Origin of the sequence: Pseudovibrio japonicus (assembly GCF_014651595.1) — a bacterium.
Lineage (GTDB): Bacteria > Pseudomonadota > Alphaproteobacteria > Rhizobiales > Stappiaceae > Pseudovibrio > Pseudovibrio japonicus.
Window position 1 is genome coordinate 746,510 of sequence record NZ_BMXE01000001.1, and the last position, 13,935, is coordinate 760,444.

General features: G+C 53.0%; 13 protein-coding genes. 7 read left to right on the plus strand and 6 right to left on the minus strand.

From position 1 onward, the window contains the following. Window positions 1-6 precede the first annotated feature (6 nt). Window positions 7-1,200 (plus strand): MalY/PatB family protein, encoded by a 1,194-nt coding sequence (locus IE076_RS03305; protein ID WP_189435309.1) that lies wholly within the window; start codon window positions 7-9, stop codon window positions 1,198-1,200. 302 nt (window positions 1,201-1,502) lie between these two features. Here the strand turns inward: IE076_RS03305 and IE076_RS03310 are convergent, their stop codons facing one another. Both IE076_RS03310 and IE076_RS03315 read right to left on the minus strand, forming a co-directional pair. Further along, window positions 1,503-2,435, minus strand: a complete 933-nt coding sequence (locus IE076_RS03310) for a DUF1499 domain-containing protein (protein WP_189435310.1) — start codon at window positions 2,433-2,435, stop codon at window positions 1,503-1,505. Window positions 2,436-2,628: 193 nt separating this feature from the next. After that, a complete protein-coding gene (locus IE076_RS03315; RefSeq protein WP_189435311.1) occupies window positions 2,629-3,354 on the minus strand; it encodes an HAD family hydrolase in 726 nt (241 codons plus the stop codon). Between the two features lie 566 nt (window positions 3,355-3,920). Between IE076_RS03315 and IE076_RS03320 the strand changes: the two genes are divergently transcribed. After that, window positions 3,921-4,091, plus strand: a complete 171-nt coding sequence (locus tag IE076_RS03320; protein WP_189435312.1) for a hypothetical protein — start codon at window positions 3,921-3,923, stop codon at window positions 4,089-4,091. A gap of 306 nt (window positions 4,092-4,397) precedes the next feature. Here IE076_RS03320 and pdxH read toward each other — a convergent pair whose 3' ends face one another. Beyond that, on the minus strand, window positions 4,398-5,024 hold the full coding sequence (gene pdxH / locus IE076_RS03325; RefSeq protein ID WP_371871466.1) for a pyridoxamine 5'-phosphate oxidase: 627 nt from the start codon (window positions 5,022-5,024) through the stop codon (window positions 4,398-4,400). A 188-nt stretch (window positions 5,025-5,212) separates the two neighbouring features. Between pdxH and IE076_RS03330 the strand changes: the two genes are divergently transcribed. Together IE076_RS03330 and IE076_RS03335 are read left to right on the plus strand one after the other, a co-directional pair. Next, window positions 5,213-5,602, plus strand: coding sequence for an RT0821/Lpp0805 family surface protein (locus IE076_RS03330; protein ID WP_209008787.1), 390 nt, complete (start codon window positions 5,213-5,215; stop codon window positions 5,600-5,602). 170 nt (window positions 5,603-5,772) lie between these two features. Continuing rightward, a complete protein-coding gene (locus IE076_RS03335) occupies window positions 5,773-6,756 on the plus strand; it encodes a DnaJ C-terminal domain-containing protein (protein WP_189435314.1) in 984 nt (327 codons plus the stop codon). 104 nt (window positions 6,757-6,860) lie between these two features. Here IE076_RS03335 and IE076_RS03340 read toward each other — a convergent pair whose 3' ends face one another. The 3 genes from IE076_RS03340 to IE076_RS03350 all read right to left on the minus strand — a co-directional run bounded on the left by IE076_RS03340 (window position 6,861) and on the right by IE076_RS03350 (window position 10,387). Further along, window positions 6,861-7,733 carry an SDR family oxidoreductase gene (locus tag IE076_RS03340; protein ID WP_189435315.1) on the minus strand — a complete coding sequence of 291 codons (873 nt, stop codon included), beginning with the start codon at window positions 7,731-7,733 and terminating at the stop codon, window positions 6,861-6,863. A gap of 55 nt (window positions 7,734-7,788) precedes the next feature. Next, window positions 7,789-8,526 carry a crotonase/enoyl-CoA hydratase family protein gene (locus IE076_RS03345; protein WP_189435316.1) on the minus strand — a complete coding sequence of 246 codons (738 nt, stop codon included), beginning with the start codon at window positions 8,524-8,526 and terminating at the stop codon, window positions 7,789-7,791. A gap of 82 nt (window positions 8,527-8,608) precedes the next feature. Next, entirely contained in the window at window positions 8,609-10,387 is a 1,779-nt protein-coding gene (locus tag IE076_RS03350) for an acyl-CoA dehydrogenase family protein (RefSeq protein WP_189435317.1), read from the minus strand. Window positions 10,388-10,654: 267 nt separating this feature from the next. Here IE076_RS03350 and IE076_RS03355 point away from each other — a divergent pair, with 267 nt between their 5' ends. The 3 genes from IE076_RS03355 to IE076_RS03365 all read left to right on the plus strand — a co-directional run bounded on the left by IE076_RS03355 (window position 10,655) and on the right by IE076_RS03365 (window position 13,453). Next, window positions 10,655-11,644 (plus strand): L-threonylcarbamoyladenylate synthase, encoded by a 990-nt coding sequence (locus IE076_RS03355; protein ID WP_189435318.1) that lies wholly within the window; start codon window positions 10,655-10,657, stop codon window positions 11,642-11,644. Window positions 11,645-12,214: 570 nt separating this feature from the next. Further along, window positions 12,215-13,165, plus strand: a complete 951-nt coding sequence (locus tag IE076_RS03360; RefSeq protein WP_189435319.1) for a histone deacetylase family protein — start codon at window positions 12,215-12,217, stop codon at window positions 13,163-13,165. A 36-nt stretch (window positions 13,166-13,201) separates the two neighbouring features. Beyond that, a complete protein-coding gene (locus IE076_RS03365; RefSeq protein ID WP_209008789.1) occupies window positions 13,202-13,453 on the plus strand; it encodes an exodeoxyribonuclease VII small subunit in 252 nt (83 codons plus the stop codon). Window positions 13,454-13,935 lie beyond the last annotated feature (482 nt).

Genomic DNA, 13,935 nt, shown 5'->3' on the forward strand with positions numbered 1-13,935 from the left:
GACGTAATGACCAGTATTTTTGACCAGAAGATCGATCGCAGAAACACTCATTCTCTGAAATGGGATGAGATGGAAAGTCGCTATGGCATCAGTCCTGACGACGGCTTACCGATGTGGGTTGCAGATATGGATTTCCGCCCTCCGCAAGCGGTGAATGACATGGTTGCGCGGGCTGCCGAACACGGCATTCACGGCTATTACGGCAATGATGCGCCTTATAAGGATGCCGTTGTTTCCTGGATGAAGCGTCGCCACCAGTTTGATGTGTCCCCTGAATGGATCACCACGGTTCCGGGCGTTGTGGCCGGGTACTCGCTGGCTATTCAGGCGTTCTCCGAGGAAGGCGATGGGGTGCTGGTGTTCTCTCCGGTCTACCATGCGTTTGGCCGCGCAATACGCAACAACAACCGCCGCCTTGTTGAGAGCCCGCTAATTGAACGTGATGGCGCCTATTATATGGACTTTGACAATCTGGAGGACCAGATTGACGAGCGCACCAAGATCCTACTTCTGTGCAGCCCGCATAACCCGGGTGGGCGCGTGTGGACCAAAGAAGAGCTGACACGCATCTGCGAATTCTGCCTCAAGCACAACATCCTGATCATCTCTGACGAAATCCACCACGACCTTATTCTGGACGGTTCCAAGCATGTGGTGACGGCAACCTTGTCGGACGCTATTGCGGAGCGCACTGTAACGTTCACCTCTGCTTCCAAGACCTTCAATCTGGCAGGGTTTGCGACAGCCGCGTGCATCATCAGCAACAAGGAGCTGCGTGACCAGTACAGAAAGGTCAGTACGGCGTGCAGTGTGGATTCAACGCCGCTGGGGTCAAAGGCGACCATGGAGGCCTACAATCACGGCGAGGAATGGCTGGCCGAGCTTTGCGAGTATCTTGGTGGCAATCAGGAGCTGCTGATTGAGGGACTGGAGGCTGCCATTCCGGGAGCCAAGGTGATGCGCATGGCGAGCACGTATCTGCAGTGGGTTGATTTTAAGGATGTCGACCTGCCGTTTGACGAGATCGTACGGCGAATCCAGAAGCAGGCGAAGATTGCAGTCAACCTTGGCAAGACGTTTGGAAAAGGTGGCGAAACGTTCCTGCGGTTCAATATTGCCTGCCCAAGATCGACTGTTGAAGAGGCAATCAAACGGCTGGAAGATGTTTTTGCAGACCTTCGGGTTCAAGCAAACGTTTGATTTTCATGTGATATTTTACATTGTCCAAAATACGCCCGTTACTGGGCGTATTTTTTTATGAAAGAGTGACAATAATCACACACGTATGCTATAAAGTGAGTCATATTAGTTTTACTGAGTTCGACGGCTCCCCCGGCCTAAGAACTCATCGAGTTTCGCGATAGCCTTCATGCGGTACTCATTGCTCACACAAGCTTTCATGACCAGCGCTCCCCCGGCGCTGGTTATGTCATTTCAGGGCCTCTTTTCCCGCGTCTTCAACGCAGAGCCAACCACAATGCGGGTGAGGCTGTGGTATTGATTTACTGCGCCGGCTTCTTTGGTGGGATTGGAACAGACCCGCGTTTTCTCAAGGTATATGAGATAGAGGCTTGATCGGTCAGCGATACTTCCAGCGGCGGTATGGTCTCAGGCAGGCGAGCTCTGGAGAGTGCACTTCCGTCATAGCGAACCGGCTCAGGCGCATCAACGTGCGCTGTGGTGCCGTAGTTGCGCAGCAGCACCTGATCCAAACTTGTCAGAAAGCCTCTAATCCGGCGTGCGTTGGTTCCAAAATCATGGCTGCCAAAACGAGAGGCGGAACGGATGTCCAAAAGCGACCCCACCCTGTCCGGCTGAATGCGGATGACCACATCATCTTTCAGCGAGAAGTAAGGCATGCGCGCTTCCAGAAGCAAATAGCTCGGCTCGTCGGGAGCACTTGCTTGCAGCTCGTACAGGACCTCCCATCCCAGGTTGGAGACCACACTGGCAACAGCATAGTGCAACTCGCGCGGAGGAAGGCGGAAACGGCGTGGGACGATATCCGGATAGCTTGCCTTTTGCATCAGCTGCTTGTCCGGCCCGATTGGTTGGTCATCGCGATCTCCCGCAATGAGCCCCGGTGGTTCTTCCAAATCCGTCGAGACATCACTGAGTGGTGGGAACAGGTAAAGGCCCAAAGCCGCCAGGAACAAAGGCGCCAGAACGATGGAGCCGTAGAGGGTGCCAAAGAAGCAGTCGGTGAAGCCTTTGCCGCCCTCGTTCCATAGGTCGACCACCGCGATGCTTGCTGTCACTATGGCTGCCGCGCCCATGAAGAACCCAAGGACCAACAGCAGGATTAGGACTTCTGTGCTGTAGAGCTCCAGATAATGGCCTGCAACTGAGAGGAGCACGAATGGAATTGCAATTGCGCCGATGCGACGACCGCGCATGGCAGTGCGAGAATGTCTTAAGGGCAGTTGCAGGGTCATTCTATCCCACTCTCTTCAATCTGCAGCTCAGTGTTTAGCTTAGCCGTTCCCTGTGAAGGATACAGCTCATGACTTTGCGATAGCAGATTATAGCAGTTCAGAATTACCGAGGGTTGAATGCCCTAGAATTTCAATTCCTGGCTTTGAGGTGGGGTGAATGCGGCGAATGATCCGCCGCTCTCAGACTACATGATCAGGCTGCAGCACCCTCACCTGCGGGCGAGAGACCCATAAGGTTTACGAGCTCTGTCAGGCTGTCGAGAAGATGATCGCAGTGGTCTTGCAGCTCTTCAGCTGTTTGTGCACCAGTGGTGACGGCAACACGCAGCATACCTGCGTTCTTTGCGGCGTGCATGTCGTGCAGGCTGTCTCCCACCATGGCAATGTCGTGCGGCTCAATGCCGGTGTGCTGCGCAAATCCGAACAGCTGGCCCGGATCCGGCTTCTCGCCGTGACCACTGTCATAGCCAACGACGAAGGTGAAGTAGTCGAAGATACCGAGGTGCTTGAGCTGGGCAATTGCGCTTGCTTCGGTTCCATTGGTCGCCAGACCGATCGGCACACCTGCATCAGCCAGTGCCTTGATGGAGGACGTGGTGTCCTCAAAGACGGAAACGCACTGCGTCGCGCGAGCCAACAGGAGGCTTTCGATGCGTTCTAGGAAGGCGCTATTATAGTCAACGCCCAGATGGGTTGCCCACGGCTCTGAGTAGCCGCTTGGCGGACTGGTCATAATCGGGCTGCCGGGCTCGCACGCGCAGCGTTTATAATCAAAGAGAACGAGGGCACCCAACTCGATGGCCACCATCTCATCCCCGCCTGCCAGATCCAACAGAACATGCTGGAGCACTGCGCCCCATGTCTTATGGAGATCAATCAGGGTTCCATCGCGGTCAAATAGTACGGCGCGCACGTTCATTATTATTGTCCTTCAGCGCAAGTGACGGCATATGCGAGAGACCGTCCTCGGGGTTTGCCCGAATACATAAGGTGTTTTTCAACCGGCTCAATATACGCAGTTCTACAAGCAAGCGCGAGCACAAATCATTGTGATCGAAGCCATTCTCCTAGCCCGGACATTACTAGCGCAACAAATACACAGTTTTTTGATAGGTCCTCAGGCACAAAAATTGCGGCCAAATGTCACCTAAAATACCGTGATACATTAATGGGTCGGTCGCCTTACGCCGTCGCCTCTCGCATAGCAAAATCCTATCCTTTTGTATAATAAAGAAAATTTCCTGAGCGATGTTTTGGCAGATAGTTAACGTTATGTCTCATACATTCAAATTACTGAGTTTATTAGCAAATTACCCTTCCAAATTAGAATGGCATTTCTTCATTTTTTCGCGCTAACATAATCATGCCCGAATTAAGTATCACTTCTACATATAAGCTGACGCTTAAATAGGGTTATCCGGGGACTTACTTCGGGTAATTATCGCAATGTCTGCAACACAACTTGTCCCAAGGGGACGGACCATAATGGCCTTCGGAACGACTGAGCAAGAAAAGAAAAACGCGAAACCTGATCTGGACAAACTGTATCGTCCAGTCGGTATTCAGGCTGTCAATGCTGCAAACTGCTGCGGTGGCAAACAAAAAAAGGCATCCCAGCCTAAGGTTCAGGAAGAATATCCACTTCCTACTGATTGATGCGTCAGGGACTGCAAGTCAGGACGTCCGGGCTATTCTTAAAAAAAACCGGCTTGGCCTTCGCAAACCAAAGTGCCTGATTGCGCATTCCGGTCACACAGATGACTGCTTCAACGCGGGGCTGCGTCTATTTCCGACCCAGCCGCACGCCGACTAGATGGTCTATACGAGCATTTGGTCCTCAATCAAAAGAAGGCGACCCGCAGGTTTGCGAGCCGCCTTATCTTTTGTCTGTGTTGCCCTGCCCGGTCCCTCACCGTCTATCAGACTTGGACGCAGTAACGCGAACAGGTAACTGAGCCTGCATCAAGGGTACAGGCGCACCTTGTCCCACTTGGCATCCACGCTGTCTCTTTTGAAGACGAACCGGTCGTGCAAACGGAAGGCGCGGTCGTGCCAGAATTCGATTTCCAGCGGTTGCAAAATGCATCCGCTCCAATACTCAGGACGGGGGATTTCGCCGACCGCGTACTTGGCTGCGTATTTGGCAACTTCCTTTTCGAGCGCAAAACGGCTTTCTAGCGGACGGGACTGCTTGGATGCCCAGGCCCCGATGCGGCTTTTTCTCGGGCGGGAGTTGTAGTATTCGTCTGCCTGATCGTCAGTTACACGAACAATATTTCCACGTATTCGCACCTGCCTACGCAAGCTTTTCCAGTGGAAGCATAGAGCAACTTTCGGATGAGCAAGAATTTCTCTTCCTTTAGTACTTTCGAAGTTCGTATAAAACACAAAACCCTGTGGACTGTAATCTTTTAGGAGTAACATCCGTACATTTGGCATGCCATTTTCGTCTACAGTGGCAACTGACATGGCATTGGGGTCATTGGGCTCGCTATTTTCTGCGAGCGTGAACCATTCGCCGAATAGTTGAAAAGGAACCTCTACGCTTTCAGAGTAACTATTTGTAAACTTTTCTTCCAGATTTTGGATGTCACCATTCATAGTTAATAGTCCCTTTTGGGCCTTCTTAGTGTGGATGAACCAGAATTCGTTCGATAACGGATTCAACCTGAGGCTCTAGTAGTAATATGGCAGTTTTGTATAGCAAGATAACCCGTTTAGGCCAGTCATGTTTTGTTCCGGCTGTGCTCTTGCTGGCCTTTTCTGCCTGCACTCAGATGTCCATATCTGTTAATCAGGGTGAGTCTCAAGAGCCTCTCAACCTGACAGAGGGGGTTGGTCCTGCGCAAAACGTCGCAGATAACCAAATCGACCGCACCGACCGCACAGCTATTACAGATACCATTGAGGAAGCTTTGAATGCGGGTCAGGGTGGGTTTGCGCCGATGGCGTGGAGAAACCCGGTCAGCGGCAACAGTGGGACGATCACGGCTCTCATGTCCATTGACAGATCCGGCAGCACTGCAGGGTGCACGGATTTCGTTACCAGTGCCAATACTGTTGGCGGGATCACAGCCTATCAGGGACGCAGCTGCCCGGACAACAATCAGAAAATGAGAATTGTTCGACTTGCTCCGCTAAGGACTGACGCTGCAAGGCCTGAATAAGTCGCAGCAGCACAAGCTTCGCAAAAGCGTTGTCGTCCAACACGCTAAAACCACTGAAATACTCACGTATGATTAGCTAAGTTCGGCAAGGGCTGCTTGCGCGCCGTCCGTTGCACGGTTATGTAATGGGTGAGTTGTAAACTGCCCCAAATTCTATTTGATGGATGACAATGAGAGATCCCTATTCTGTTCTTGGTGTTACCAAAAATGCCAGTGAGGCAGAGATCAAGAAAGCATTCCGCAAACTGGCCAAAGAATACCACCCGGACCAGAATGCAGATAATCCAAAGGCTAAGGAGCGCTTTTCCGAAGCGAACCAAGCCTATGAGATTTTGGGCGACAAAGATAAACGCGGGCAGTTTGATCGCGGCGAGATAGACGCGGAAGGCAAGCCCAAGTTCTACGGCGGCCCTGGCGGTGGCGGTGCTGGCTTTGAAGGCTTCTCGGGTTTCCGCAATGCGGGACGTCGTGGCGGCTTTCGTTTTGAGCAAGGTGGTGGTCCCGGCGGCCCGCAGGACGCGGGTGGCTTCGACGATATCCTCAACGACATTCTAGGTGGCTTTGGTGGCGGCAAGCGTCGCAGTGCGGGCGGTGGAGCGCAATTTCATGCCGGTCCAACCAAGGGCGCAGATGCCAATCTAATTGCGCGCGTTACGCTTGAAGATCTTACCAATCACGGCAAGGTTCAGGTGAAGCTACCAAGCGGCAAGACCGTGAATGTGAAAATTCCGGCTGGCACACAGAGCGGCGACAAGATCCGCCTCAAAGGGCAAGGGTTTGCTTCTGCTAAGAGCGGGCAGGCCGGGGATGCACTTGTGGAAGTACGCATCACCCCTCACAAGCTCTTTAAGGTGGACGGTGCGGATATTCGTGTAGAGGTTCCCCTCACCCTTTATGAAGCGGTGCTTGGCGGCAAGGTTCGCATCCCAACGCTGAGCGGCGCCGTAAACCTGACGATCCCTGAGAATACCAGCAGCGGCAAGACCATGCGCCTGAAGGGCAAGGGTCTTCCGAAGAAGGAAGGTGACCACGGTGATCTTCTTGTGAGTCTTGAGATTGTTCTGCCAGAGCAGAGCGATGAAGAGCTTACGAACCTAATGAAGTCCTGGAAAGAAGTGAAGCCTTACACGGCGCGTGGTCCCGAATTCGAATGATCCTTGCACCTAAGAGGCGGGGCTCACTGCATTGATCGGCTCAATGAAAAAGGCGGGTTACCCCGCCTTTTATTTTGCTTATCCTGACGTTCAGGCGGAAGTTCTTATCCTTCAGCTTCCAGCGCTGCCAGACTTGCTGGTGCGACACTGTCGTCCGGAACAAAGAAGTCGAGCTGCAGGTCAACCTTCGGGTTCACCCGGTACTTATCGAAGTCAATCATGCCGTTTTCTGCAAGCAGCGTATCGTCGATGAAGAAGTTGCCGGTGGTGTCCGTAGCAGGCTTGGTGAAGATCAAGTGTGCAGCATCGGCCAGAATGTCCGGTGTACGGCTGGCCTGAACCATCATGTCACCGCCGAGCAAGTTCTGAACCGCAGCAGTCGCGATTGTGGTGCGTGGCCACAGGGCATTCACACCAATCTTTTTGGAGCGCAACTCGCCTGCCAGTCCCAGAACCACAAGGCTCATGCCGTATTTTGCTATGGAATACGGGGTATGGTTCTTGAACCATTTTTCCTGCATATCCAGCGGCGGAGAGAGCATGAGGATATGCGGGTTCTCTGACTGCTTCAGATATGGAATTGCCAGCTTGGAGCACAGCAACGTGCCACGGGTGTTGATCTGGTGCATCAGATCAAAACGCTTCATGTCGATCTGTTGAACCGGTGTCAGGTTGATCGCGCTTGCGTTGTTGACGAGGATGTCGATACCGCCAAACTTTTCCGCAGCAGCTTTCATAGCGTTATCAACGCTCTCTTCGCTGCGCACATCAACAACGATCGGGAGTGCCTGACCGCCAGCATCCTCGATTTCCTTGGCTGCTGTGTAGATTGTACCTTCCAGCTTTGGATGCGGTTCGCCGGTCTTTGCTGCAATAACAACGTTGGCGCCGTCCTGTGCTGCGCGCTTACCAATGGCGAGGCCAATTCCGCGAGATGCGCCGGAAATGAACAGCGTTTTACCCTTCAGAGTACCCATGTTTCCTCCAAATTCCTGAAATGTGAGGCGGCGTCTGGCACCGCCTTCGAAATAGTTATGCTTTGCTCATGAACTTCATGAAGGCTTCGCGCGCTTCATCAGACTTGAGTAGCTGACCAAAGAGACCAATTTCCTCGTAGATGCGCTTATCAAGCTCTTCCCGCTTGCCGCGCATCAGCTCTCTGGAGATGCGCAGTGCGTTTTGAGGCTTGGATGCAACCTTGTGTGCCATTTCAAGCGTACGTGCTTCCAGCTCTTCAGGAGCGACCACGTGATTTACAAAGCCTGCTTCCTTTGCCATCTGCGCGGTATATGGCTCACCCAGTGCCAGCAGTTCAAAGGCTTTGTGGTAGCCCATTATCTCCGGGCCAATCATGGTGGACCCGGCTTCCGGGATGATACCAAGATCGGTGAATGGCGTTTTGAAGAGCGCATTTTCCGTGGCGAACACCATCTCAAAATGGAAGAGCATGGTCACACCCACGCCGATTGCCGGGCCATCAACACCTGCAATTACCGGCTTTGTTGGCTGATGCAGCGCGCCGAGGAATTTGCCGACAGCACCTGCCTCCAGACCGTCCTTGGACATTGCGGCCTGCAGGAAATCTGCGATGTCGTTGCCTGCTGTAAACACCCCTGGATGACCAAGCACCACATTGCAGCGGATGCTCTCATCTTCTGTCTGGAGTGCTTCTGCCAAGCCCATGTACATGGCCTGTGTCAGCGCGTTCTTCTTTTCAACGCGGTCCATGCGGATGATCTGGACTGCCCCGTCCCGTTCAATGCTGATCATGTGTCCCTTCCCAACTGGTTGGGTGAGGCCTATGAGCCTCACCATTTTGCGTATTTCTAATAGGGGTTACTTGCGCATTTAGTTAGGCAAGTTCCGCTGCATCAAATGCCAAGATTGTTTCAGCTGCGCGGGTAACGTCGTCTTTTAATGGAGCGCTTTCACCCAAAACGGTTTCTGCAAAGCTGCGTGCCATCAGGTAACGCGGCTTCTTCAGGGCTTCAGGTGCACTCTTGGATGCCAGAGCACCCTTTGCCAAGAGCCCTGCGCCCAGTGTGATGCCAGCCAGACGTAGATATGGGGTTGCGCCTGCAAGAGCTTCCGAGACTTTGCCGTCTGCCTGTGCGGCGAGCAGCCATTCGGTGGCGGTTTCCAAATCAGCAACAGCTGCATCCAGCTTGGTGCCCAGATCACCCAGCTCACCGGTGTTGTCGGCATTCACGCTTGCGGCAATTTCCTTAATCTCTGTGATCAGGCTGCGGACCTGACCGCCACCGGACATAGGCAGCTTGCGCATTACCAGATCGATGGACTGAATGCCGTTGGTGCCTTCATAGATCGGAGCGATGCGGGCGTCACGCAGATGCTGTGCCGCACCGGTTTCTTCAATGAAACCCATGCCACCGTGGATCTGGATACCAAGAGAGGCGACATCAACACCGATATCCGTGGAAAGTGCCTTCGCAATTGGTGTCAGCAAACCAGCGCGCTCTGCCCAGAATTTCTTCTGATCAGCGTCTGTTGAGATCTTTGCCATATCCAAGGCATGTGCACAGGCATAGCAGATGGCGCGGGCAACCTGTGTTTGCGACTTCATGGAAAGCAGCGTGCGCTTGATGTCTGGATGAACCGCAATTGGATCCATGCCATCGGTCTTTGATCCAACACCGCGGCCCTGCTTGCGATCCAGTGAGTACGCCAGTGCCTCCTGAAATGCACGCTCTGAGATGCCAAGCCCCTGAACCCCAACAGCGAGGCGCGCGTTGTTCATCATGGTGAACATGCACGCGAGGCCTTTGTTCTCTTCGCCAATGAGCCAACCGATGGCGCCACCGTTGTCGCCAAAGGACAAGGTACAAGTTGGAGAACCGTGGATGCCAAGCTTGTGCTCAACGCCTGCGACAGTGACGTCATTCTTGTCACCAAGGCTGCCATCGTCGTTGACGAAATACTTTGGAACCGCGAACAGCGAAATGCCCCGTGTACCTGCTGGTGCATCTGGCAGGCGTGCCAGCACCAGATGGACAAGGTTGTCCGTCATGTCGTGATCGCCATAGGTAATGAAGATCTTCTGGCCAGAGATTTTGTAGGACCCATCGCCCACGGGCTCTGCTTTTGCGCGAAGAGCGTTGAGGTCAGAACCAGCCTGCGGTTCGGTCAGGTTCATCGTACCTGTCCACTCACCACTGATGAGTTTTTCGAGGTATTTCGCTTTAAGCTCTGGAGCGCCGTGCTTTTCAATAGCTTCAACGGCGCCAATGGTCAGAGTCGGACACAAGGTGAACGCCATGCTTCCAGCGTTCCACATCTCGAAAACTGCGGTATGTAGCAGGTTTGGCAAGCCCTGACCGCCAAACTCCGGATCGCCGGTCAACGCGTTCCAGCCACCTTCGCGCCAACGGGTGTAGACTTCTTTCCAGCCCGGAGAGGTTTTGACGCTTCCGTCAATCAACTGCGCTGGATTTTCGTCTCCAACCCTGTTGAGAGGTGCGATCTCTTCCTCAGCGAACTTGGCAGCTTCCCCCAGAATAGCTTCAATCAGATCGTCAGAAAGCTCTTCCTGTCCCAGTTGCTCCTGCAGCTGCTTCAGGCCAGCTACTTCTTTCAGCGTGAACATGATTTCACTTAGTGGTGCACGATACATTTTATCTTTCCTCCCCTCTGACGTCGTTTGCCTCCCGGATCGAGCTGACAGACCGCATCAGAGATGTATTTCCACGTAGCCATTATCTGAAAACTGGCGGGCAATTTTCAGGACCACGCTCTAGCGACTTGACGAATTGGGATTTGCCCATCAAAAGTCCGCTACAGAATTTTTCCTGTTTGGGACAGTACTGTGATTAACCTATACGTCAAGCATCTCTTAAAGGCAGATGGCCCCCTACATTCGTATAAGTAAGAAAGAAAAGGTATGAAGATCTGGCGCCTGGACCCATCTCACACTCAGTTGGAAGACACGCAAATTTTCAAGGATATTTGCGGTGCGCTGAGCGACGGAAAGCTCGTCGCGATCCCTACCGAGACGGTTTATGGACTGGCTGCTGATGCAACCAATGGACAGGCCTGTGCTGGTATCTATGCGGCGAAGGGTCGACCAAGCTTCAACCCGCTCATCTCGCATATCGACAGCCTGGAAGCGGCACAAACGCACGCTTTTTTCGATGATAGGGCTCTCAAACTGGCTAAGGCGTTCTGGCCGGGACCACTGACCCTTGTGTTGCCAAAGCTACCGACCAGCCCTGTTTCCGACCTGACTGTGGCGGGCCTTGAGACCATTGCTCTGCGGGTGCCACGCTCAGCTGTGATGCGGGCGCTGTGCAAGAGTATTAGACGCCCACTGGCGGCTCCTTCAGCGAACCTTTCGGGCCGGATCAGCGGAACCACTGCGGAAGATGTTATCAACGATCTAAAAGATCACTTGTCGTACATCATCGATTCCGGAGCGACCCCCGTGGGGCTTGAATCAACGATTGTGTCTCTTTCAGGTGAGCGCGCGACACTCCTGCGTCCGGGCGGCGTCGCTCGTGAAGACATTGAAGCGGTACTTGGCGAGAAGTTGGTACGGGCCGGAACGGATGACAGTGCGCCAATGGCGCCGGGCATGATGACCTCCCATTATGCCCCCAACTCCCACATTCGTCTGAATGCAGAACACGTCGATGAAGGCGAAGCGCTGATCACGTTCGGTACGGACCTGCCTGACGGTGCGGACAAGGCTGCCAAACTTGTGCCGCTGAGCGACTCAAAAGACCTAACAGAGGCGGCCGCTCGTCTGTTTACGGCGTTACGGCAAGCGGATCTGGGTGAAAACGGGCGCATCGCCGTTATGCCGATCCCGCACGCCGGGTTGGGGGAAGCCATTAATGACAGACTTGCCCGTGCTGCTGCCCCGCGCTGCTAGCGCCCCCGCTTGAGCGCTGCAGCCTTGCGGCGCTCGCGACTATTCTTTGTATTCTTCCAAATTTGCTGCGCTGCAACCCTTTGAGAGCACAGGATAACTCTCCCTGAATACTTTGGGTTTATTGCAAGAATTTTGGTATTTATGCAACACCAAAAGAATAGGTCTTAACCTTTTCTCTTTCCACTCAGTATGAATTCAAGGAGTACGAGAATATTGGGCGTGCAAATTTCAAGAATTAGCTCAATATTACAGTTACGTAATTCTTAGAGATGCAGCGGACCTCCCCCACGAGCAACACGGATTGCTCGCACCTTTAGTCCGGGGCTGCGTGTTATACACGCACTCCCGGATTTTTCTTGTCTCTTCACTTGGCACCCCGCATGTTCCAAGGGGCCAGAAAAATCGGATTTGGCCGCACCTCATCCCAATTGCCGAGATAAACTAATGGTGTGTGCAATTGACAGAGCACCCAGCATTGTGGACTGGTATACCTAATTCGCCCAGTTTTTCGCAGGATTGGATTTAGGTGGCTTCACATTCAACTCGGCTTTTTGTTGCGCACCATACTCCATGTTTCACGGGTTCAATATCTTGAGTACTTTGCTTCTGCACCATCAGGCTTTTTTAAATCACCTCACTCCACTTGGTCATCCGGAGCGGCCCGACCGCTTACGTGCTATAGACCGCCTGCTTGAGAATGAGAGATTCCACATGCTGGATCGCGATATCGCGCCGTTCGGAACCTTTCAGGATATTGCCCGGGTCCACACTTCCGACTACATCAACTCGATCCACAATATGAACCCCGAGGAGGGGCTCATTGATTTTGCCCCTGACACCAGCCTATCACCGGGCAGCTGGGAAGCTGCCATGCGGGGCGTAGGCGGGGCGACGCGCTGTGTGGATGAGGTGATGAGCAAGCGGGTTTCCAACGCCTTTGCCGCCAGCAGACCTCCGGGGCACCACGCTGAGACAGCGGTGACCTCCGGCTTTTGCCTGTTCAACAACGCAGCGATTGCGGCTCGTTACGCTCAGGAGGCTTATGGTCTGGAGCGTGTGGCAATTATGGATTTTGATGTTCACCACGGGAACGGGACACAGGAGATTTTCTGGAACGATCCTACGGTGATGTACACTTCCACCCATCAGATGCCTCTGTTTCCGGGTACAGGTGCGGTGAATGAGACGGGTGAGCACAACAACATTGTCAACGCGCCTCTGTCGGCCGGTGACGATGGAACCCAGTTCCGCGAAGCGATGGATTATTCGATCCTGCCGCGTATCCGCGATTTCTCACCGGATCTAATCATCATATCCGCCGGATTTGATGCGCATGAGCGTGATCCGCTTGGTGGGCTGCGTCTTACAGAGCTGGATTTTGCCTGGGCGACGCGCAAACTGGTCGAGATTGCAGATGAACGTTGTGAGGGGCGGGTCGTCTCCCTATTAGAAGGTGGGTATGATCTGGAGGGCCTTGCGCGATCTGCTGCAGCTCATGTAATGACATTGATGGATTACTAATTGGGAGCGGCCAGCTCCCGGCTGAGCGAGGACAGTTTGGTGACAGATAAAGCAACCAGTTCCATTGAAGATCTTAGCTTTGAGCAAGCGTTGGCTGAACTGGAAACCATCGTGCGCAACCTGGAACAAGGCAACGTGCCACTGGAAAAGAGCATTGAGCTTTATGCGCGCGGAGAAGCTTTGCGTGAGAAGTGTGATGGCCTGCTCAAAGCCGCCGAAGAAAAGGTGGAAAAAATCCAGATGAACAATGCAGGCACCGCAGTTGGTACAGAAGCGCTGGACGAGTAGAACCTGCCGTCAATTCCATGTGCAGAGTTCTAATTGAAGGACATCCGATAGAATTCAACCTATGGTACACGCGTTCATTTTTTCACAAGCCCCGCCTCGTGCGGGGTTTTTGTTTGCGTATGAAACATTGCGAAAATCACTTTGCTTGGCTGACAAAAATTCCACGATAGCTAACTTCTTAGCTTGCTAAGCAAAATTGATCTAACTTACTGATAATTTTACACAGCAGTTATTACTTGGATCGGAGTTAAGTCTTAGTCCAAACAATACTTATCATGAGATATTTCACAGAATATTATTTTCGAGCAGAGAATACAAATTTCTGGCGATACCGTATTAACGGACCCTGCCCCCAGTCTAAACCGGCAAGTATTCTTCATTTTTCGCTGGATATTGGCACAGATAAAAAAAAGGGGGCTACGAAAACCGTAGCCCCAAGTCGATCACTGTGCACGTGGCCCCATCGACCACATATTCGACAT

Coding starts and splice junctions, on each gene's coding strand:
- IE076_RS03305 (WP_189435309.1), top strand. CDS start 7: ATGACCAGTATTTTTGACCAGAAGATCGATCGCAGAAACACTCATTCT.
- IE076_RS03310 (WP_189435310.1), bottom strand. CDS start 2,435: ATGACCCTGCAACTGCCCTTAAGACATTCTCGCACTGCCATGCGCGGT.
- IE076_RS03315 (WP_189435311.1), bottom strand. CDS start 3,354: ATGAACGTGCGCGCCGTACTATTTGACCGCGATGGAACCCTGATTGAT.
- IE076_RS03320 (WP_189435312.1), top strand. CDS start 3,921: ATGGCCTTCGGAACGACTGAGCAAGAAAAGAAAAACGCGAAACCTGAT.
- IE076_RS03330 (WP_209008787.1), top strand. CDS start 5,213: ATGTCCATATCTGTTAATCAGGGTGAGTCTCAAGAGCCTCTCAACCTG.
- IE076_RS03335 (WP_189435314.1), top strand. CDS start 5,773: ATGAGAGATCCCTATTCTGTTCTTGGTGTTACCAAAAATGCCAGTGAG.
- IE076_RS03340 (WP_189435315.1), bottom strand. CDS start 7,733: ATGGGTACTCTGAAGGGTAAAACGCTGTTCATTTCCGGCGCATCTCGC.
- IE076_RS03345 (WP_189435316.1), bottom strand. CDS start 8,526: ATGATCAGCATTGAACGGGACGGGGCAGTCCAGATCATCCGCATGGAC.
- IE076_RS03350 (WP_189435317.1), bottom strand. CDS start 10,387: ATGTATCGTGCACCACTAAGTGAAATCATGTTCACGCTGAAAGAAGTA.
- IE076_RS03355 (WP_189435318.1), top strand. CDS start 10,655: ATGAAGATCTGGCGCCTGGACCCATCTCACACTCAGTTGGAAGACACG.
- IE076_RS03360 (WP_189435319.1), top strand. CDS start 12,215: ATGTTTCACGGGTTCAATATCTTGAGTACTTTGCTTCTGCACCATCAG.